The organism is Sorangium sp. So ce1335 (assembly GCF_051521615.1).
Classification (GTDB): domain Bacteria; phylum Myxococcota_A; class Polyangia; order Polyangiales; family Polyangiaceae; genus Sorangium.
Map to the genome: position 1 here is coordinate 1,805,754 of NZ_CP150363.1, position 18,638 is coordinate 1,824,391.

Annotated in this window: 20 protein-coding genes and 1 pseudogene; 11 read left to right on the plus strand and 10 right to left on the minus strand. The window is 71.1% G+C overall.

From position 1 onward, the window contains the following. The first annotated feature begins 262 nt into the window (after nt 1-262). The 4 genes from WMF24_RS06640 (at nt 263) to WMF24_RS06655 (ending at nt 2,141) form a co-directional block, all read left to right on the plus strand. Complete coding sequence (locus WMF24_RS06640) at nt 263-772, plus strand: hypothetical protein (protein WP_437735511.1); 510 nt, start codon at nt 263-265, stop codon at nt 770-772. Nucleotides 773-1,092: 320 nt separating this feature from the next. Beyond that, nucleotides 1,093-1,572, plus strand: coding sequence for a DUF2383 domain-containing protein (locus WMF24_RS06645; RefSeq protein WP_437735512.1), 480 nt, complete (start codon nt 1,093-1,095; stop codon nt 1,570-1,572). Nucleotides 1,573-1,629: 57 nt separating this feature from the next. Beyond that, complete coding sequence (locus WMF24_RS06650; RefSeq protein ID WP_437735513.1) at nt 1,630-1,851, plus strand: addiction module protein; 222 nt, start codon at nt 1,630-1,632, stop codon at nt 1,849-1,851. Next, nucleotides 1,848-2,141, plus strand: a complete 294-nt coding sequence (locus tag WMF24_RS06655; protein ID WP_437735514.1) for a type II toxin-antitoxin system RelE/ParE family toxin — start codon at nt 1,848-1,850, stop codon at nt 2,139-2,141. The genes WMF24_RS06650 and WMF24_RS06655 overlap by 4 nt, the downstream gene beginning before the upstream one ends. Here the strand turns inward: WMF24_RS06655 and WMF24_RS06660 are convergent. From WMF24_RS06660 to WMF24_RS06695, 8 genes and pseudogenes are all read right to left on the minus strand, one after another. Continuing rightward, nucleotides 2,121-2,261, minus strand: a complete 141-nt coding sequence (locus WMF24_RS06660) for an acyl-CoA dehydrogenase family protein (RefSeq protein WP_437738773.1) — start codon at nt 2,259-2,261, stop codon at nt 2,121-2,123. The genes WMF24_RS06655 and WMF24_RS06660 overlap by 21 nt on opposite strands. Nucleotides 2,262-2,344: 83 nt before the next feature. Further along, nucleotides 2,345-2,632 (minus strand): annotated as a pseudogene (locus WMF24_RS06665) (DUF5615 family PIN-like protein); the annotation flags it as partial. A 69-nt stretch (nt 2,633-2,701) separates the two neighbouring features. After that, nucleotides 2,702-2,935 carry a DUF433 domain-containing protein gene (locus tag WMF24_RS06670; RefSeq protein ID WP_437735515.1) on the minus strand — a complete coding sequence of 78 codons (234 nt, stop codon included), beginning with the start codon at nt 2,933-2,935 and terminating at the stop codon, nt 2,702-2,704. An 82-nt stretch (nt 2,936-3,017) separates the two neighbouring features. After that, nucleotides 3,018-4,184 (minus strand): acyl-CoA dehydrogenase, encoded by a 1,167-nt coding sequence (locus tag WMF24_RS06675; RefSeq protein WP_437735516.1) that lies wholly within the window; start codon nt 4,182-4,184, stop codon nt 3,018-3,020. 358 nt (nt 4,185-4,542) lie between these two features. After that, nucleotides 4,543-5,649, minus strand: a complete 1,107-nt coding sequence (locus tag WMF24_RS06680) for a class I SAM-dependent methyltransferase (RefSeq protein ID WP_437735517.1) — start codon at nt 5,647-5,649, stop codon at nt 4,543-4,545. Between the two features lie 33 nt (nt 5,650-5,682). Next, complete coding sequence (locus WMF24_RS06685) at nt 5,683-5,886, minus strand: hypothetical protein (RefSeq protein WP_437735518.1); 204 nt, start codon at nt 5,884-5,886, stop codon at nt 5,683-5,685. Nucleotides 5,887-5,913: 27 nt separating this feature from the next. Further along, complete coding sequence (locus WMF24_RS06690) at nt 5,914-7,092, minus strand: iron-containing alcohol dehydrogenase (RefSeq protein ID WP_437735519.1); 1,179 nt, start codon at nt 7,090-7,092, stop codon at nt 5,914-5,916. 1 nt (nt 7,093) lies between these two features. Further along, nucleotides 7,094-7,411, minus strand: coding sequence for a putative quinol monooxygenase (locus WMF24_RS06695; RefSeq protein WP_437735520.1), 318 nt, complete (start codon nt 7,409-7,411; stop codon nt 7,094-7,096). Between the two features lie 338 nt (nt 7,412-7,749). Between WMF24_RS06695 and WMF24_RS06700 the strand changes: the two genes are divergently transcribed. From WMF24_RS06700 to WMF24_RS06715, 4 genes are all read left to right on the plus strand, one after another. Further along, nucleotides 7,750-8,946 (plus strand): hypothetical protein, encoded by a 1,197-nt coding sequence (locus WMF24_RS06700; RefSeq protein WP_437735521.1) that lies wholly within the window; start codon nt 7,750-7,752, stop codon nt 8,944-8,946. Next, complete coding sequence (locus WMF24_RS06705; RefSeq protein ID WP_437735522.1) at nt 8,943-9,605, plus strand: hypothetical protein; 663 nt, start codon at nt 8,943-8,945, stop codon at nt 9,603-9,605. Before WMF24_RS06700 ends, WMF24_RS06705 begins: the two co-directional genes overlap by 4 nt. Nucleotides 9,606-9,847: 242 nt before the next feature. Continuing rightward, nucleotides 9,848-11,803: an ATP-binding protein gene (locus tag WMF24_RS06710; protein WP_437735523.1), complete on the plus strand. Its 1,956-nt coding sequence runs from the start codon at nt 9,848-9,850 to the stop codon at nt 11,801-11,803. 239 nt (nt 11,804-12,042) lie between these two features. Further along, the gene (locus WMF24_RS06715) at nt 12,043-12,426 is read left to right on the plus strand and encodes a response regulator (RefSeq protein ID WP_437735524.1); all 384 of its coding nucleotides are present in this window, start codon (nt 12,043-12,045) and stop codon (nt 12,424-12,426) included. A gap of 61 nt (nt 12,427-12,487) precedes the next feature. On the opposite strand, the gene WMF24_RS06720 is transcribed toward WMF24_RS06715, so the two are convergent. Beyond that, nucleotides 12,488-13,615: a sugar ABC transporter substrate-binding protein gene (locus tag WMF24_RS06720; RefSeq protein WP_437735525.1), complete on the minus strand. Its 1,128-nt coding sequence runs from the start codon at nt 13,613-13,615 to the stop codon at nt 12,488-12,490. Nucleotides 13,616-14,303: 688 nt separating this feature from the next. Here WMF24_RS06720 and WMF24_RS06725 point away from each other — a divergent pair. Continuing rightward, the gene (locus tag WMF24_RS06725; protein ID WP_437735526.1) at nt 14,304-15,578 is read left to right on the plus strand and encodes an ABC transporter substrate-binding protein; all 1,275 of its coding nucleotides are present in this window, start codon (nt 14,304-14,306) and stop codon (nt 15,576-15,578) included. 200 nt (nt 15,579-15,778) lie between these two features. Here WMF24_RS06725 and WMF24_RS06730 read toward each other — a convergent pair whose 3' ends face one another. Continuing rightward, on the minus strand, nt 15,779-15,931 hold the full coding sequence (locus tag WMF24_RS06730; protein WP_437735527.1) for a hypothetical protein: 153 nt from the start codon (nt 15,929-15,931) through the stop codon (nt 15,779-15,781). A gap of 184 nt (nt 15,932-16,115) precedes the next feature. On the opposite strand from WMF24_RS06730, the gene WMF24_RS06735 reads away from it, so the two are divergent. Together WMF24_RS06735 and WMF24_RS06740 are read left to right on the plus strand one after the other, a co-directional pair. Further along, nucleotides 16,116-17,438 (plus strand): ABC transporter substrate-binding protein, encoded by a 1,323-nt coding sequence (locus tag WMF24_RS06735; protein ID WP_437735528.1) that lies wholly within the window; start codon nt 16,116-16,118, stop codon nt 17,436-17,438. Between the two features lie 71 nt (nt 17,439-17,509). Beyond that, nucleotides 17,510-18,637, plus strand: coding sequence for a substrate-binding domain-containing protein (locus WMF24_RS06740; protein WP_437735529.1), 1,128 nt, complete (start codon nt 17,510-17,512; stop codon nt 18,635-18,637). The last annotated feature ends 1 nt before the right edge of the window (nt 18,638 follow it).

The window sequence follows — 18,638 nt, forward strand, 5'->3', positions numbered from 1 at the left end:
GTCTCGACGGGATCCATCCCAGCCCCCCTGTCACAGCCGCGCTCTTCTGGTTGCCTCCGGCGCCGTGCTCCGCGCCGACGAGATCGGCGTGTCTGTCCGTCACAGCGCGCCCAGGCCGCTGTGGCGTAGTGCCCCGGACGCGGCGGGGGCGTCGTTGGTTCGCGAACCAATTCGCATACTTGCGCGAAGGCTGCGCCCGGTACGCTTCGTGTTCTCCGGGATCTTCGAAGAGCGGCGCGAACCCTCAGCCAAGGAGGTCTGCATGGCGAGCCAGAGGTTGATCACCGGGATGGTGCGAACACGGGTCGACGCGGAGGACGCCATCCGGCGGATCCTGGACAGCGGGCACGCGCGCCGCGACATCTGCCTCATCGTGAGCGAGGCCGCGCGGCGCCAGCACTTCGTGCGCTCGCGCGTGCAGGGCGCGGCCGTCCACGGCCAGGCGCTCAGCGCGATCCTCGGCGCGACGGGCGCCGGGCTCGTGGTCCCCGGCCTGCGGCTCGCGGTGGCGGGCCCCATCGCCGTGCAGCTCGCGGACGCCAGCTCGGCGAGCACGACGGCCAGCCTGAGCAGCGTGCTCGTCGACGCCGGCATCCCGGAGCAGCGCGCCCCGGAGGTCGAGCGCCGCCTCAAGGAGGGGGCGATGCTCCTCGGCGTCCTGGCGCGCGACGACGCCGACGCCGCGGCGCTGCAGGCCATCCTGCGCGACGTCGGCAGCGGCGAGTCCTGCGGCACGAGCAAGGGGGCGCGCGTCTTCGCCTCGTTCGTCTGAGACGGTCGATCTGTGATGCGTCTCGCTGGGCCGGGACATCCTTCGTGATCTCATCGGGTGAGCCCGCGCCGGGCTGCGGAGGTTCCGGATGAGTGGAACGCGATTTGAATAGATTTGAAGAGAAGTGAAGAGCTCAGCGACGTCAAGTCGGTGTGTGGCGAGGCTGTACCCCTGAGGCAAGAGGGTCGTGCGATCCCCGCGGTGGGGCGGTGCTGGAAGGACCGCTCACAGATCCTGCGGGGACGGTCGGCGCGGAGGCTGCTGCTCGGGAGGTAAGGAGGAGAGACAAGGGCGTTCACGGAAACCTCAGGAGGGTCCTCATGGAACCGATCGCATTCGCAGACGAGAGCGTGGGTCTTGACGGCATCATCGATGACGACTCGATCGAGCAGCTCAAGTCGTTTTGCCGCGGTGAGATGTCCGCGGTCGAGACGTACCGTCAGGCCATCGCCGCCGCGGGCGACGGGTGGGTGGCCGAGCACCTCCGGCTCAACCTTGCGTCGCACGAGGCGCGGGTGAAGCTCCTGCGCCGACGGATCGAGGAGCTCGGGGGCGATCCGCCGGAGAGCTCCGGGCCGTGGGGCGCGTTCGCCAAGGTGGTCGAGCGGACCGCGGTGGCGATAGGCCACAAGACGGCGCTCTCGGTGCTGGAGGAGGGCGAGGACCACGGCCTGAAGGACTACCGGAACGACCTCGAGGAGCTCGACTCCGAGTCGCACATCCTGGTGCGGGACGTGATCCTCCCGCAGCAGGTGTGGACGCTCCGCTGGGTGACGAACCTCAAGCGGAACATCCCGTGACGGGGGAGGGGCCGGCGGATTGTCCCTGGGGGCGCCGTGTGCGATACTGCCGGACGCATGGCCAAGGCCGCACTGGACATCACCCGGCTGAGCCGGGACGAGCAGCTCGATCTTCTCGATGAGCTCTGGGCGAGCCTCGGGCGGGACCCGGATGCGTTGCCGCTCAGCGATGTGCAGCGGGTCGAGCTCGATCGGCGCCTCGACGAGCTCGAGGCCGAGGGGCCGGTGGGGCTCACCTGGGATGAGGTCGTCGCCCAGGCGCGCGCTCGGTCCCGGTGAAGCCATACCTCGTTCGGCCCGCTGCGGCGGCCGACATCGCGCGGGCATACGCCTGGTATGAGCGGGAGCGCGAGGGGCTGGGAGAGGAGTTCCTGACCGAGGTGCGCGCCGCGATGCAGGCAGTGGTCGAAGCTCCGACGGTCCATGCCGTCCTGCACCGCCAGACACGCCGGGCGCTGGTCCGTCGCTTTCCCTACGGACTGTTCTTTCGTCTGGTGGATGACGTGGTTGTCTTCGTCGCATGCTTTCACACGCATCGAAGACCCGAGTCATGGAAGCGGAGACGCTGAGGGCAGCGCCTGGTCGCCCTGGAAGCTCGCGATCGACGGGCCGAACTGCTTCCGCTCGCCCATGTAGCGCATCGCGTGCTCGAACGCCCCGGCGGCGAGGCCCAGCATCTGCGCCCCGATGCCCCCCGTGGCCCCGCTCGGGCCTCAATGAAGATCTGCCTCACTGCCGTCGGAACGTGAAGGTAGCGGTGAGGACCGGGCCGCTACTCGCGGACGCGTACCCGCTCCTCCTCGACGATCCACAGGCGCTGTTCGACCTGCTCGCGCTCCAGCAACGCGAGCAAGCGCCGGACGACCGCGAGCACATGCGGCTTGTCCTGACGCGACAGGCGCATGACGATCAGCCCCTGGTAGTTCGAAGGGGCGTACCGGCGCACGTTGGCGAAATCGACGTCCAGCGTCAGGAGCGCTCTTCCTTCCGCAGCGCACACCCCGGCGATATCCGGGTCGGGATGACCGCCGAGCCCCTGCGCCAGCACCGTCGACGCGTCATGGCGCCGCCTGGCGCAGCAGCTCGGCCACCTCTTCCGGGAGGTTCTCGTCGACCTTGACCCTCATCGTCACGACGCTGCGGGCAGGTCGATGATGCGCTCCCTCGCCAGCTCCGCGGCATAGGCGATGGCCGCGCGCACGTCGTCGAGCGTGAGCGAGGGATAGCTGCTCACGATCTCCTCCGGCGACAGGCCCGCGGCCATGTTGTCCAGCACGACGGACACCATGATCCTCGTCCCGCGGATGCACGCCTTGCCGTGGCAGACGGCCAGATCCGTCACGATGCGTTCATGCCAGCTCATGGCAACCTCCTTCCGTTACACGCCCGCCCTCCCCTCCCGGACGCGTCGTCCGCGCATCCCTGGGAGGGGCGGACTCCCCCGCTCACCCCTTCACGTCGTACTCCGCCTGGAGCAGCTTCGCGATCGTCGAGAGCTGCATGTTGGACGTGCCCTCGTAGATCTTGCCGATCTTGGCGTCGCGATAGAACTTCTCGGCCGGGTAGTCCTTCGTGAAGCCGACGCCGCCCATGAACTCGATGCAGAGCGACGCCGTCCGCTCGGCCACCTCGGACGCGAAGAGCTTCGCCATCGCGGCCTCCTTCACGAACGGCTGGCCCGCGTCCTTCAGCCGCGCGGCGTTGTAGACGAGCAGGCGCGCGGCCTCGATCTCCATCGCCACGCGCGCATACTGGAACTGCACGCCCTGGAAGCTCGCGATCGACTGGCCGAACTGCTTCCGCTCGCCCATGTAGCGCATCGCGTGCTCGAACGCCCCGGCGGCGAGGCCGAGCATCTGCGCGCCGATGCCGATTCGACCCTCGTTCAACGTCTCGATCGCGATCTTGTAGCCCTTGCCGACCTCGCCGAGCACGTTGCCCTCGGGCACCTCGCAGTCCTCCAGGACGAGCTCGCACGTGCTGGAGGCGCGGATACCGAGCTTGTTCTCCTTCTTGCCCACCGAGAAGCCAGGGGAGGTGCGCTCGACGATGAACGCCGTGATTCCCTTGTATCCCTTCGACGGGTCGACGCTCGCGAACACGAGGAACAGCGAGCTCTCGTTCGCGTTCGTGATCCAGAGCTTGCGGCCGTTCAGGACCCAGCGGTCGCCCTTGCGCTCGGCGCGCGCCGCGAGCGCGAACGCGTCGGAGCCGGAGCCCGCCTCGCTCAGCGCATAGGAGCCGACCCAGTCCCGGCTCAGCCGCGGGAGGTACTTCTCCTTCTGCGCGTCGCTGCCCCAGCGGAGGAGGGCATTGGCCACCAGGGTGTTCTGCACGTCGATGAGCACGCTGACGCTCGGATCGACGACCGCGAGCGCCTCGACGGCGAGGATCGCGTTGAAGAAGCTCGCGCCGGAGCCGCCGTAGGACTCGGGGATCTCGATGCCCATCAGGCCGAGATCGAAGAGCGGAGGCAGAAGATCGCTGTCGAGCGCGCCCTGTTCGTCCATCGCCGCCGCGCGCGGCGCGACGCGCTTCCGGGCGAAATCAAGCACCGAGTCGCGGAAGAGGCGCTCCTCGTCGGAGAGCTGGGTGAGCGGAGGCTGAGACACGACGGTTTCTCCTTGTGGGCCCATGGCGCGGCGCGCCGTCGGGGAGCCGCACTATGCACCGCGAGGACCGCAGGCGAAAGCCGTTCGATCGCGCCCGCGCGCCCCGCGCGGGCCGCCTCATCCGTCGTATCGCCGCCCGCCCGAGGCGGGATCGTCCAGGCTGCCGCGCGCGCGTCGCGCGGGGGGGGGACGTACCGCAGAGAGCGCGGCAGAGGATCGAACCGCCAGGACGCCAAGAACGCCAAGAACCCAGAATTATTGAGATTTCTTGGCGTCCTTGGCGTCTTGGCGGTTCTCAGCGTCCCGCACTACCCGCGCGCGGGTTACGGCCAGGCGCCCGCGCGCGCAGCTGCGCAGGTCACCGCCCGGGCACGTCGCCCACGTCGCGCCGGCGGCAGCGGAGCAGGGTGTGCGCGAGGCCGAGATTGTCGACCTCCGCGTCGATGGTGAGCCCCGCCTCCTCGACGCAGCGCTTGATGTCGGCGGCGCTGTACATGCGGCTGTTCCCGTTCGCGAGGCACGTGAAATACAGGGAAGAACCGTGCAGGCAGTGGACCGCCACCTCGTTCGTCTGCCGGTCCCAGAACGTGTCCAGGATCCAGAGCACCGTCTCTTCGCCCATCGCGGCGCGCGCCCGGCGGAGGATCTGGACGATGTCCGCCTCGGAGAAGCACACGAGGAACTGGCTCATCCAGATGGCGTCGAAGCCCGTCGGGAACGCCTGGCCGTGATCCAGGAAGTCGATCGGCGTACCCATGATCCGGCCGAGCAGGCCGTGCCGCTCCACGTTGACGCGCGCGTCCTCGAGCTGGCCGGGAAGATCCAGGATGGTGACCCGCACGTCGGGGTCGTGCGTGCAGCACTGGATGGCCCAGCGACCCGTGTTGCCGCCGATGTCGAGGAGCGTCCTCGGCCGCCGCTCGAACACGACGGGCAACGCCTCGGGGAACGCCGAGTCGGAGTAGAGGTGATCGAAGGCAAACCAGCTCTCCCTCACCCGCGGCGGGAGCTCGGGGAGCGCCTCGTAGACCGTCGGCCACTCGCCGAAGACCTTCAGGCCCGCCGGCTTGCCGCCGTCGATCGCCTCGTCGAGGTGGCGCATGCCCTCGTAACAAACGTCATGGATGAAATCCATGTTGACGCGGGTCATCCGGTCGTTCTCGATGACGAGGCCGACCCGCGTGATCGCGAAGCGCTCCGCGCGCTCTCCGCGCGCGCCGGCGCACTCGACGAGGCCGAAGCTCAGGCTCGCCTCCAGCAAGGTCTTGGCCGCATAGGCGGAGAGGCCCGTGTCCTGGGCCACCTCCGCGGCCGTCCTGCCGCTCCGGCCGGCGCGCTGGAGCGCCTTGAGGACGCCGCGGTTCCGCATGACCCGCGCCACCTGGAACATGACAGGAGCGAACGCGATGCGCTGGGCGGCGAGCATGGCGTCGAGGGTGGGGTTCGGGGCGGGATCGTTCTTCATCGAGCTCCGGTCGTCGGGGGGGTGAGGGGGAGGCTAGCGAGCGCCCTCGCGCTGGAGGAGCAGGGCGAAGCCGCCCAGGCCCGCGAGCAGCGCGCACTCTGCCCGACGCTCGTCGGCCAGCGAAAGCCCCATCACGCCGCAGAGCAGGCCGAAGACGAGGGTCGCCGCGCCGAGCCGCCTCTCGTCGGTCGGCCGGGCAGGCGGAGAGGGCGGTCTCGTGCGGTAGGGGCTTGCCACCGCGGGATCATACCACCGGCGCCGCGATCACAAGGACGCCGCCGCGATCTCCGTGAGCTCGTCGTCGGTGAGCTGGAGCGGGTTCGCCTTCATGCTGCTCGCCGCCCGGGCCTTCGCGACGAGCGCCGGGACGTCGGCCTCGGTCGCGCCGTAGCGCCGGAGCCCCGGGATCGCGAGGTCACGGCAGAGCTCGCGCACCCAGGCGATGCCCTCCTCGGCGGCGGCCCCGGCGCGGCCGGTGACGAGCGCCGCGATCTCGTCGAAGCGCGGCAGCGCGGGGTGGTCGGGGCCGCGCGCGCGAAGCGCCCGGAGGTTCACCTCGAGGACGGCCGGCAGGAGCGCGGCGCACACGGCGCCGTGGGGCGCGTCGAACATGCCGCCGACCGGCGCGGCGAAGCCGTGGACCGCCCCGAGGCCGGCGTTCGCAAGGCAGAGGCCGCCGAGGAGGCTGGCCGCCGCGAGGTCGTCGCGCGCCGGCGCGTCGGGGCCCTCGAGGACCGCGCGGCGGAGCGAGCGCGCCGAGCGGCGGATCCCCTCGCGCGCGAGGCCGTCCGTCAGCGGGTTGCTGCGGATCGACAGGAGCGGCTCGATGAGCTGCGAGAGCGCGTCGAGGCCGCTCGAGGCGAGCACCTCGGGCGGCGCGCCCGCGAGCAGGTCGGGGTCGACGACCGCGAGCCGCGGCAGCATGTGCGGGCTGCGCAGGCTCGCCTTCACGCGCGCCTCCTTCGAGGCGAGCACCGCGTTGCGCGTCACCTCCGAGCCGGTGCCCGCGGTGGTGGGGATCGCGACGAACGGCGCCGACGGCCGGGAGAGCGCCGCCCCGCGGCCGATCACCTCGAGGTAGTCGAGCGGGTCGCCGCCGTTCGCGAGCAGGGCGGCGATCGCCTTGCCGGCGTCGACCGCGCTGCCGCCGCCGAGGGCCACGACGACGTCGCACCGCTCGGCCGCGGCCCGGGCCGTGCCCTCGCGGGCGAGCTCGACCGTGGGCTCGCCCGCGACGGCGAACGTCACGGCGCCGACGCTCGCCTGCGCGAGCGCGGCGAGGAGCGGCGCGGCGCGGTCCTGGCGCTGCCCGGTGACGACGAGCGCGCGCGTCCCGCCGAGGGCCCTCACGGCCGCGGGCACCTCGGCGAGCTTGCCGGCGCCGAAGACGATGCGCGTCGCGGTGGCGAACTCGAAGGCGAGCGCGGGGACGGGGGACGCCACGTCAATACCCCGCGTCGTCGGGGAAGGCATTGACGTATCTCCGGCTGGTCCGCGGCTCGGCCATCATGTCCGCGACGGTGTCCCGCCAACGCTTGTAATGCTCTGTTTCCTTGTGGGCGGCCGGCGCTTCCTTGTTCCGGTAGACCTCGACGATCGCGAAGCGCGTGGGGTCCTCCAGGTCCTGGACGACGTCGAACCGGGCGACCCCGGGCTCCTTGACGCTCGCGCTCGCGTTGTCGAGCGTCGCCTGGCGGAAGGCGTCGACATGCTCGGGTTTGACATGCACATGGACATGCACGATGAACAGGCTGTTCGGCATGCGCGCAATCTAGCTCGGGGCCGCGGCGGCAGGAACCCGGGTCGTCGCCCGCGCGGCGCGCGCCGGCGCGCCGCCCGTCCCTCGCGCGCGCTCGTCCACGCCGCTGCGCCGCGCCGCTGCGCCGCGCCGCCGCGCGCAGGCCGGCGGCGCGCGCCGCCTCCGCGCCGCGCGCGCTCTGCCGGGGCGGCGACGCCGAGCGGCGCTCCGGCAGAGCGCCTCCGCCCCCTGCGACGACTCCCGACTTGGCCCGGCCGGCTCCGACATTACGATCCCCGTGACTCGGCGCGTGGCCCGGCGAGGGCCGGAGTCCATCGGCGCCGCGAGCGAGGAAGGTCGATATGGCGGATCCGACCACGGAGAGCCCGCAGCCCGACGCTGCGCCCGATGCGGCGCGGTCCGTCGCGCTGAAATCCATCGAGTTCAGGTCCGATCACGGTCTGCTGAAGGACTGCAAGGGGGAGAGCGGCTGGAAGAACGCGGGAGATCCGTGCCCGCAGCCCGAGTGGACGCCGAGACACGCAGCGCCGCTGTCGATCTCGATGGGCAGGCACCTCGTCATCCGGATCGGGCTGGAGTCGACGAACGGCGCCGGCGCGGCGCCGACGTCGATCCGCGCCGCCGGGCCGGCGGGGCTCTCCTTCGAGAGCCGCAGCCTCGCGGCCGGCGGCGGGCCGCTCGATCTCGCGTCGTCGCGGACGATCGCGCGGAGGATCCAGAAGTTCCACCTCGACCTGTCGTGGTCGGCGGGCGGGGGAGCCGCCGTGTCGCCCTCCCGGACATCGAACGCCGTCTACGTCACGATGGGGAGGCCCCTGACCGACAGACAGCACGTCTGGCAGGAAGACGGGGTGACCCTGAAGCGGATGGACAGGGCGGTCTCGTGGATCGAGCCGCTCAACACGCTGGATCCCCACGAGATCGTGTACGGGCTGCTCTCCAGGTTCCCGATCTACACGCTGAAGCCGAGCCCCAGGGTGCCACGGCGGTACCACCACCCGACGTACCTCAACGACGAGGGCGGCGCGTGGGCGATGAGCGATTACGTGGAAGAGACGGGCGAGTGCCAGGCGATCGTCCGCCTCGTCCGCGGCATGCTGCGCCAGCTCGGGATCCCGGGGCGGACGCGCATGATCGTGGTGTGGGGCGATCCGAACGTGGAAGGCGGGCGCAGGACGCTCTCGGCCGACCTGGAGCAGCATCCGTGGGCGGGGCTCGACGTGACGAGGACCGTGGGCGACCGTGTGTGGCGCGCGGCGCTCGTCGACGGCCCGGTCGAGGAGGGGAGGACGTATCCGGCCTCGCACACGCGCATGCCCGACGGGACGCTCAGCCCGGGGCTCAACCGGTACGAGGCGTGCCTCGAGTTCTCGCACGGTGGCCGGACGAGGTACTACGCGGGGGGCGCCGGGGTGTTCGACAGCCTGGAGCCGATCCTCGGCGTGTTCTGGGGGCTCATCTGGTTCAGCTCGGCGCCGAACGACGGGTACCGCGTCGAGCAGATCGTGACGACGTACCGACGTGGAGGTTGGGCATGAACGGGCGAAGCTGTCTCGGGCAGGAGATCGACGCGCGGCTCGCCGCGTGGCTCGCCGCCGTGGCGCGCGTGCCCCCGGGCGGGTTCGCGCCCGTCGAGCGGTTCGACGACGTGCCGGACCAGGCGCGCGCCGAGTCGTACTACTGGTGCGACTCCATCTTCCGGAGCGAGGTCAACCCGCACAACGAGGCGCTGGGGGCGCGCCACGCGCTCCACGCGGCGACGGACGACACCCCCGATCTGCTCCGCCACGAGCTCTCCGCGGGCGGGCTCGATCTGACAATCACCGAGGGGCGCAACTTCGTCCTCGTCCAGGTGGAGCGGTCCTGCCTCGATATCCTCTCGCTCGGCGGGCCGGACCGCGCCGCGGCCGTGCGCCGCGTGGCCGAGGCGCTCTTCAACACGGGCATCACGTCGAACACGGCGGGCGTCCCGTCGCCCTCCGACGCGGTGGTTTGCCCCATGCCCGGCGAGGTGCCCGAGGTCGAGGAGGGGACGACGTTCTCGAGCAACCCGGCGGCGGATCCGAACTTCCTCGCCTGCTGGAAGGACCGCACCGAGTGCGGCGTTCGGGGCGGGAAGCTGTACTTCCTCTGCTACAAGAAATCGGCGCAGCGCGCGGGGTTCGAGAACGCCCAGCAATGGTTCGAGGAGGGGTGAACCCAGGCTTGACGGCCGCGGCGGTGGCCGGAGGACCGGGGGCGGGTGAACCCGACGGGACCTGACGGGACCCGACGGGACCCGACGGGGAGACGCGAGCCGGGGGCGCAGGGAGGCAGGGAAAGCAGCGACGGAGAGGGGGAGGGGCGAGGAGACGGGGGAGGGGGCGAGGAGAGGGGAGAGGTGGGAGAGAGGGGTGCGCCGGTATTGCGTCTGCGCCCCGCGCGCGGGATGTTGCGCGGGTGGTGGGATCACAGCAGCCCAGGATCTTGATCTTCCCCGGCGGCTCGGCGGGCGCTGCGCTGGCGCTCGCCACGGCGCGCGGCCACGCCGCGGTCCAGGCCCGGGACGTCGAGGCCGGGCTGGATCTGCTGGCGACCCAGCCGTTCGACGTGGCGGTCGTGGGGGCCGACGGGCCGCCCGGCGAGGCGCTCGCGCTGTGCCGGCGGCTGCGCGCCGCCCCGGGCGGCGATCGCGTGGCCGTCGTCGCCATCGCCGGGGACGCGGGCGCCACGACGGACCTCCTCGAGGCGGGCGCCACCGCGGTGGCGGCGGCGGACGAGCGGTCGATCGCGATCCAGCTCGACGCGGCGGCGTGGTGGGCGCGGCGGCCGGCCGCGCGCGCGGTCGAGCGGGCGCCGGCGGAGCGCGCGCTGCTCGAGCGCGCGGGGCGCTCCTTCCGCGACGGGGCCGCGGGCGTGATCGGGCTCTTCGTCTGGGACGTCGCGGGGCGCATCCTCGAGGCGAACGACGCGTTCCTCCGGATGGTGGGCCGCGCGCGGGACGACGTGGAGGCGGGCCGCCTGAGCTGGGTGGCGCTCACGCCGCCCGAGCTCCGCGCCGCGGACGAGCGCGCGATGTCGGAGGTCCTGAAGCACGGCATCTGCCCGCCGTTCGAGAAGGAGTTCCTCCACCGCGACGGCGGGCGCCTGCCGGTCCTCATCGCGCCCGCGCTCGTCGAGGGGGCGCGGGATCGCGGCGTCTGCTTCGTCCTCGACATGACGGCGCGCAGGGACGCCGAGGAGGCGCTCCGCGCGAGCGAGGAGCGCCTGCGGCTCGTCGTGCGCGCGACGAGCGACGCCTTCTGGGACTGGGACCTCTCGTCGGGGCGCGTCACCGGCAGCGAGCGGATGCGGAGCTTCTACGGGACGGGCGGCGCCGACATCGAGGAGGACGCGGCGTGGTGGTTCGAGCGCGTCCACCCCGAGGACCGCGACCGCGTGATGAACGCGCTGCGGCGCGCGATCGAGGGGAAGGAGACGACGTTCGAGCTCTGGTACCGGTGCGTGCTCGCGGACGGCAGCTACGCCGACGTCCAGGACCGGGGGATCGTCCTGCGCGACGGGAGCGGCAAGGCGTACCGGATGCTCGGGGCCGTGTCCGACGTCACCGAGCGCCGGCAGCTGGAGACGCGGCTCCTGCTCGCCGATCGCATGGCGTCGCTCGGGACGCTGGCCGCCGGGGTGGCGCACGAGATCAACAACCCCCTCGCGTACATGGTCACGAACGTCGATTTCGCGCGCAAGGAGCTGCGCGCGAGGGGCGCCGCCGCGCGCGTCGACGCGCTCGTCTCGGCGCTCGACGAGGCCGCGGAGGGCGGGGCGCGGGTCCGGCACATCGTGAGCGGCCTGAAGACGTTCTCGCGGGCCGACGACGGCGCGCTCGGCCGGGTCGAGGTCGACCGCGTGATCCAGCTCGTCCTGCGCATGGCGCAGCAGCAGATCCGCAGCAAGGCGCGGCTCGTGCTGGATCTCGGCCCGGTGCCGCCCGTCCACGCGAACGAGGCGCAGCTCGGCCAGGTGATCCTCAACCTGCTCGTGAACGCCGCCCAGGCGCTGCCGGACGGGAACGAGGCGGAGAACGAGATCCGGATCTCGACCGCCGCCGCGCCGCCCGACCGGGTGCGCATCGAGGTGCGCGACACCGGGCCGGGGATCGCGCCGGAGCTCCGGAGCCGGATCTTCGACCCGTTCTTCACGACGAAGCCGATCGGGGAGGGGACGGGGCTCGGCCTCGCGATCTGCCACGGCATCGTGGCGAGCTTCGGGGGCGAGATCGGGGTCGAGAGCGAGGTGGGCCGCGGCGCCTGCTTCCGCGTGCTCCTGCCCGCGTGGCGCGCCGACGCCGGCGGCGCAGACCCGCGCGCGGGGGCCCGGGGCGAGGCCGTCGACGACTGCCCCGAGGAGGCCGCGCAGTAGGCGCGGCGCCCTGCCCCGGGCGGACAGCGGCGGGGCCGGCCGCCCCTGCCGCGCGGCGCGCGGCCAGGCGTGCGAGCGACCGGCAGACCGGCCGCTTGCGCGTCCGGCCGCGCGCGCCCAAGGTGGCGCACGGCCTGTGACGCTCGATCGATCAGGGCCGCCGGCGGGAGATGGGTGTTCAGCGGAACCGCGGATCCGCGGGAGGGGAGCGCGGCGCGCTCAGGTCGTGAGGTTCGAGCATGGGCGAGAAAACAGGCCGCATCCTGGTGGTCGAGGACGATCTGGACATCAGGAGCATCCTGTCGCAGCTCCTGGTGTTCGAGGGCTACGACGTCGAGGAGGCGTCGGACGGCGCCGAGGCGCTCGCGTTCCTGCGGCGGAGCCGGCCGCCCGCGCTGATCCTGCTGGATCTGATGATGCCGGTCATGGATGGCTGGCAGCTCCGCGCCGAGCTCCAGCGCGATCCGGAGCTCGCGTCGATCCCGGTGGTGATCGTGTCCGCCGACGTGCGGGCCGAGCAGGAGGCGTCGCGGCTCCGCGTCGCGGGCCTGTTGAAGAAGCCGCTCCAGATCGAGCCCCTGCTCGAGCTGGTCCACCGGATCTGCGGGTCGCCGGGGAGCTGAGGAAGCTGACGTGATCTGACGTGGATCGGCGTGAGCCGACGTGGACGAGGCGCGGGCGGCGCTACTGGCTCACGTCGATCGAGGCGAGGAAGTCGTTGTAGGCGTCGATCTTGTCCGCCGAGACCACGTCGATGCCTGTGTTGACGCGGAAGTCGTCGATCATGCGCGGCGCGAGGATCTGCCGGGTCGCGTCGAGGCCGATGTTCTTGATGCCGTAGAGGATGTAAGGGACGAGGTAGCCCTGGTAATACTGCCGCTGGACGTGGGTGGCCTTGATGCGCCCCTGCCGCATGTAGTCGACGGTCTTCGGATCGAAGTCGAAGGCGACGATGGGGATGTCGGGCTTGCCCGCGGCCTCCGCGGCCATCGCGCACCGGTACGAGATGTTGAACAGGCCGAGCATGCCCACGACGGGCGGGTCCGCTGTCTCGATCTGGGTCTTCATCCACGCGACGTCGCCGTCCTCGCCGCCCTCATCCCAGATGGATTGACGCACGAGGACGTCGTAGCCGGCCGCCTCGAGCGCGCGCCGGGCGCCCGCCGTCCGCTCGATGCCGTTGCTCCAGACAGGGATGCTGTTGCCGTGGACGATCACCGTCCCCGGCGCCGGAGGCAGCCTCGCCAGCAGGGTCTCGCTCGCCGCGGCCCCGGCAACCCCGTCGAGGGTCCCGACGAAGAGCGCGCGGTTCGAGTGCGCCACGTCGGTGTCGAGCGTGACCACGTGGACCCCCTTCGCGACCGCCTCGTTGACGGCGTTCGTCTGGAGGTCGTTGAAGGGCGCGAGGCCGAGCCCCTCCGCGCCGTCGGCGACCACCTGCGCGATCTGCTCGTTCTGGAGCGCCTCGTCTTCGGCGCCGTTGCTCACTTGCGTGATGGGCCCGATCACGTTCCCCGTGACGCCCAGATCGCCCATGGCGCGGTTCGCGGCCGTGACGACCGGCGCCCAGAAGCCGGTCGCGTTCTTCAGCACGACCGACATCTGCATGGGCCGGGCCGGGTGCTTGTTGAGCTCTTCGATGAGGTCGTCGATCAGGGCCTCGAGCTCCACGGGCGTGAACTCGTTGTCGGGCGTCGGGATCCGCCGGATGGGCGTGGCCTCCTCGCCCGCGCCGGGGGCGGTGGATCCGCAGGCCACCGTCATCAGCGCGAGCCCGAGCGCCGTCATCCCCCATCGTCCACTCCTCGTCATGAGAGATCTCCTTGTCCGTGGTTCGTTCGGCCGTGCGCGTTCGGCCGTGCGCGGTGCCCCTGCGTGAATGTCGTGCTCGCCGCGGGATCATTGCCCGACGCGGCGTGTGACGGTCCCACGAGCAGCCCGGCTTCGATACAGCGCATGGGGGGCCTACGATCAGCGGACCATACGCTGATTCACCCTGTCAAGGGACCACGGGATCATCGAAGCGGACGGGCGAGCTCACCCATGTCCATGAAAGGCACAACACAGCTGATCACTCACGTGTCGAGACGTCGGCGAGGGGGCCGCGTGAAGGCTACAAGAGCGCACCGGTGCGGACCTGAGGGCGCGGGTCGCCGGCGGGGTACATCGCCTTACGCAGGGGCGCTCGCTCCTCGTGGTGACGCTCACCTCTCGCCCTGAGGACCGCGATCCGCGGGCGCGAACAGCGGCTCGAAGCGGGATGTCGGCTGCTGTGATCCGGGTTGCACGACGGTGCCAGCTTACGTTTGCTGTATCGACTCCATCCGTCCGTGTTTGCCTCCATCCCTCTTGACGATCGGTCTTCGATGGGATGTCATCCCCGCGAAGATCAAGGCTGTACCTTGGGGGGAGGCCTGCCGCTTTGCGTCGCTCTGGTCGAACCGGCATGTGGCTCACAGATCTCGGACGGCGCGCGCGCGGCGTGGAGGCCGGGGCGCTCATGGGACTCGCGTCTCTGCTCTCTGCGTCGTGCTCGCAGACAGCGCCCGATCGCCCCGAGGACGCTGTCGTCCTCGGGGCGCTCTTGCCGTTCTCCGGCAGCGAGTCGGCCATCGGCCGCAACCTGGAGCAGGCGATGTTGCTCGCGATCGGCGACCTGAACGCCGCGGGAGGGCTCGACGGGAGGCCGTTCGAGCTCCGGAGCCGCGACAGCCACTCGAGCCGGGAGCGCGGGTTCGAGCAGCTCGTCGAGCTCCTCTACACCGATCAGGTGGCCTATCTGATAGGGCCGGAGGAGAACGTGCTCGCCCGCGAGATCGCGCAGGACGTGAAGGCGCGCGACGTGCTCCACATGCTGCCGGGGTACGCCGCGCCCTCGGTCGCGCGCAGCGAGACGAGGGGCGGCTGGATGCGGCTCGCGCCGTCCCCGTTCGATGTCGGCTGCGCGCTGGCGCTCACCGCCGTTCGCGAGGGCATCGGCAGCGTGAACAGCCTCGCCGCGCGGGACGACTACAACGAGAGCGTGCGCAGCAGCTTCACGACCCATTTCGCGGCGCTCGAGGGCAGGATCCTCCCCTCGGTGACGTTCAGGTCGGGCGAGCCGACGTACACGAGCAAGATCGAGTCCGTCTTCGCGTCGAGCGCCGGCCGCACGCTCCTGGCCGCCTACCCCGCGACGGCCTCGACCATCGTCACCGAGTGGGCCGGCACGGGGCGCCCGGGCACGTGGTTGCTCGGTCCCGCGCTGCGCACCGAGGTGCTCCTCGCCAACATCCCTACAGGCACCCTCGACGGCTACATCGGGGTCTCGCCCTCGCTCAGCCTGCGGAGCGAGTGCCGTTCCGTGGACGAGGCGACGGTCCGCTGCACGACCGAGAACGCCGACGCCTTCATCGTGCACTTCTCCCGCCGGTGGGACGGCGAGGCGCCGCTGCCAGCGTCCCACTTCTATTACGACGGCGTCGTCCTCGTCGCGATGGGCCTCGCGTACGCCGAGGCGAAGAGCGGGGCGATCCCTTCCTCCGGGCATGAGCTGCGGGAGGTGATTCGCGAGCTCAACAAGCCGGAGAACGAGCCCGCCTCGTGGCGGGATCTGAAGACGGCGATGGAGAGGCTCCGCGCGGGGATCCCCTTGCGGTACGTCGGGGCGGCCGCCGAGTACGAGTTCGACAAGTACGGGGCAAATCAGCATCACTTCATGCAGAAGTGGACGATCGACGGCGACAGGTTCATCGATCTCGATCCCGTCGCCGTCACCTGCGAGCCATGGAGATGAGCCCGCCGCAGGCTTGACTCCGCGCGGGGAGGGGGGCCGCGCGCGACCACGGCAGGGAAGACCCTGGTCGATCTGCTGCCCTCGGAGCCGGGGACGGTGATCCTCCACGGCAGCACCGACCCGACCTGGGCCGACGGGCTGGATCGAACGGACGGGGCCCGGCGCGCGATCGAGGCAGCCGGTCACACGGTCGTGGTGCGTCACGTCGACTGGGGCGACGAGGGCGCAGACGTCGCCTGGATGAAGGAGCAGATCGAGACAGCGAGGTCGCGCGGCGCCGGCGGGGGCGCGCAGCGCGAGCGCGCCGGGGCCGGCCCGCTGCCGCCGACGATGTCCCTGGAGCGCGGCGCCATGACGGAAGCTGGAGGTCACGCCCTCGGTGTGGCCGCGAGCGCTACACGAGGCGCGTGCCCCTTGACGATCGGTCCTCGATGCGATGTGATCGTCTCGAAGGTCAAGCCTTTACCTGCGAGGGGGCTGCCGCTCTTGCATCGCTTCCAACGGACCGGCATGTGGCTCTCTCACCTCGGACGACACATGCGTTGCATGAAGACCGGGCTGTTCGTGGGACTTGCGTCCCTGCTCTCGGCGTCGTGCTCGCAGACGGCGCCTGCGCACCCCGAGGACGCGGTGGTCATCGGGGCGCTCTTGCCGTTCTCCGGCAGCGAGTCGGCCATCGGCCGCAACCTCGAGCAGGCGATGTTGCTCGCGATCGAGGACGTGAACGCCGCGGGGGGGCTCGACGGGAGGCCGTTCGATCTCCGCAGCCGTGACAGCCACTCCAGCAGCCGCGACAGCTACTCCAGCACGGATCGCGGGTTTCAGCAGCTCCTCGCGCTGCTCTACAACGATCAGGTCTCCTACCTGATCGGGCCCGAGGAGAACGCGCTCGCCCGGGAGATCGCGCAGGACGTCAAGGGGCTCGACGTGTTCCACATGCTCCCCGGGTACGCCGCGCCCTCCATCGCGCGCAGCGAGACGAGGGGCGGCTGGATGCGGCTCGCGCCGTCCCCGTTCCACGTCGGCTGCACGCTGGCGATGATCGCCGTTCGCGACGGCATCGAGACCGTGAACACCCTCGCCGCGACGGACGACTACAACACCAGCGTCCGCAGCGAGTTCACGACCCAGTTCGCGGCGTCCCAGGGCAGGGTCCTCCCCTCGGTGACGTTCAGGTCGGGCGAGCCGACGTACACGAGCAAGATCGAGTCCGCCTTCGCGTCGGACGCCGACCGAACGCTGCTGGCCGCCTATCCCGCGACGGCCTCGACCATCGTGACCGAGTGGACCGTCTCCGGGCTGCCGGGCACGTGGCTGCTCGGTCCCGCGCTGCGCACCGAGGTGCTCCTCGCCAACATCCCGACGGGCTCCCTCGACGGCTACATCGGGGTCTCGCCCTCGCTCAGCCTGCGGAGCGAGTGCCTTTCCGTGGACGCGGGGACGGTCGACTGCACGGCCGAGAACGCCGCCGCCTTCGGCGGGCACTTCACCCGCCGGTGGGACGGCGAGGCGCCGCTGCCGGCGTCCCACTTCTACTACGACGGCGTCGTCCTCATCGCGATGGGCCTCGTGTACGCCCAGGCGACGGGCAAGACGATGCCGCTGTCCGGACATGAGCTGCAGAACATCATTCGCGAGCTCAACGAGCCGGAGAACGAGCCCGCCTCGTGGCGGGACCTGAAGGCGGCGATGGAGAGGCTCCGCGCCGGTACCCGGCTCCGTTACGTCGGAGCAGCCGCCGAATACCAGTTCGATCAGTACGGGGCGAACGTGCACTACTTCATGCAGCGGTGGACCATCGAGGACCACGAGTTCGTCGATCAGGCGCCGGTCCCCGTCAACTGCGGCGGCCCGAACTGATCTCGCCCTGAGCTCGACGCGCGCGCGGGGGCCGCGGGCGACCGAGCCAATCGAGAACGAGGATGGGTGTGATGAGAACGACTTGTCGATGGGGGTCGGCCTTCGGGCTGGCGCTGCTGACGGCGGCGTGCGGCTCGAGCGACGCGCCCGGCGCGGGCGAGAACGCCCAGCCCATCAAGCGGCTGCCGATGCCCGAGAACGAGTTCAACCCGGTGGAGCTCGAGGCGACGGTCGACGATCTGGTGACCGAGATCAACGAGGGGCCGATCGAGCCGATGCAGATGACGGTCCTGCTGAAGGCCCTCGGCGGGTTCTTCGCGCCGATCACCACGGGGGCGAACCGCGCCATGGGCGAGCTCGGGGTCACGGGGAACGTCGTCGGGCCCCCGTTCCAGATGGGCGATCAGCAGGAGAAGATGGCGCTCCAGAACCAGCAGATCGAGCAGACGGTGGCGGACGGCGCCGAGGGGATCGGCATCTCGCCCTTCGGCGACGCCAACGCGGCCGCCATCGATGAAGCCGTCGCCAAGGGGGTCGACGTCGTGACGCTCGACTCGGACCTGGCGACGTCGAAGCGGTCGATCTACGTCGGCACCCTCAGCGCGTCGGCCGGGCAGATGGCAGCGAAGACCCTGCTCGGGATGCTGCCCCCGGCGCCGGGCACGGTGGTCATCCACGGCAACACCGACCCGACCTGGAGCGACGGGCTGGCGCGAACGGACGGGGCCCGGCGCGCGCTCGAGGAGGCCGGTTACAGGACCGCGGTGCGTTCGGTCACCTGGCAGGAAGGGGGCGAGGCCGCGGACATCGCATCGTTGAGCGAGCTGATCGAGACCGCTGACCCGCCCGCCGTGGGGGTGCTCGGCCTGTTCAGCGTCTCGTACTGGTGCGCGATGGCCGCCGAGGCCGCGGACAGGCTGGACCTCCCCGTCGTCGCCTTCGACTTCGATCCGAAGACCGTCGACTACATGCGCGAGGGCCGCATCCGGGCCACGCACGTCCAGCGGCAGTATTACGCGGGGTACCTCGTGCCGTACATCCTCTACGGCATCAAGCGCCTCGGCCTCGAGGCGACCACGAAGATCCTCGCGCCCCGGATGACCGAGAACGGACGGTTCAACATCGGTCTCGATGTCGTCCCGGCGGGCAAGGTCGGCGCCTACAACGACTTCCTCGCCTCGATCGGCGCGACTCAGTAAC

Bases quoted from the DNA above. Each gene is read 5' to 3' on its own strand.
- WMF24_RS06640 (WP_437735511.1), top strand. From the start codon at position 263: ATGGCGAGCCAGAGGTTGATCACCGGGATGGTGCGAACACGGGTCGAC.
- WMF24_RS06645 (WP_437735512.1), top strand. From the start codon at position 1,093: ATGGAACCGATCGCATTCGCAGACGAGAGCGTGGGTCTTGACGGCATC.
- WMF24_RS06650 (WP_437735513.1), top strand. From the start codon at position 1,630: ATGGCCAAGGCCGCACTGGACATCACCCGGCTGAGCCGGGACGAGCAG.
- WMF24_RS06670 (WP_437735515.1), bottom strand. From the start codon at position 2,935: ATGAGCTGGCATGAACGCATCGTGACGGATCTGGCCGTCTGCCACGGC.
- WMF24_RS06680 (WP_437735517.1), bottom strand. From the start codon at position 5,649: ATGAAGAACGATCCCGCCCCGAACCCCACCCTCGACGCCATGCTCGCC.
- WMF24_RS06695 (WP_437735520.1), bottom strand. From the start codon at position 7,411: ATGCCGAACAGCCTGTTCATCGTGCATGTCCATGTGCATGTCAAACCC.
- WMF24_RS06700 (WP_437735521.1), top strand. From the start codon at position 7,750: ATGGCGGATCCGACCACGGAGAGCCCGCAGCCCGACGCTGCGCCCGAT.
- WMF24_RS06705 (WP_437735522.1), top strand. From the start codon at position 8,943: ATGAACGGGCGAAGCTGTCTCGGGCAGGAGATCGACGCGCGGCTCGCC.
- WMF24_RS06715 (WP_437735524.1), top strand. From the start codon at position 12,043: ATGGGCGAGAAAACAGGCCGCATCCTGGTGGTCGAGGACGATCTGGAC.
- WMF24_RS06720 (WP_437735525.1), bottom strand. From the start codon at position 13,615: ATGACGAGGAGTGGACGATGGGGGATGACGGCGCTCGGGCTCGCGCTG.
- WMF24_RS06725 (WP_437735526.1), top strand. From the start codon at position 14,304: ATGGGACTCGCGTCTCTGCTCTCTGCGTCGTGCTCGCAGACAGCGCCC.
- WMF24_RS06730 (WP_437735527.1), bottom strand. From the start codon at position 15,931: ATGGCGCCGCGCTCCAGGGACATCGTCGGCGGCAGCGGGCCGGCCCCG.
- WMF24_RS06735 (WP_437735528.1), top strand. From the start codon at position 16,116: ATGCGTTGCATGAAGACCGGGCTGTTCGTGGGACTTGCGTCCCTGCTC.
- WMF24_RS06740 (WP_437735529.1), top strand. From the start codon at position 17,510: ATGAGAACGACTTGTCGATGGGGGTCGGCCTTCGGGCTGGCGCTGCTG.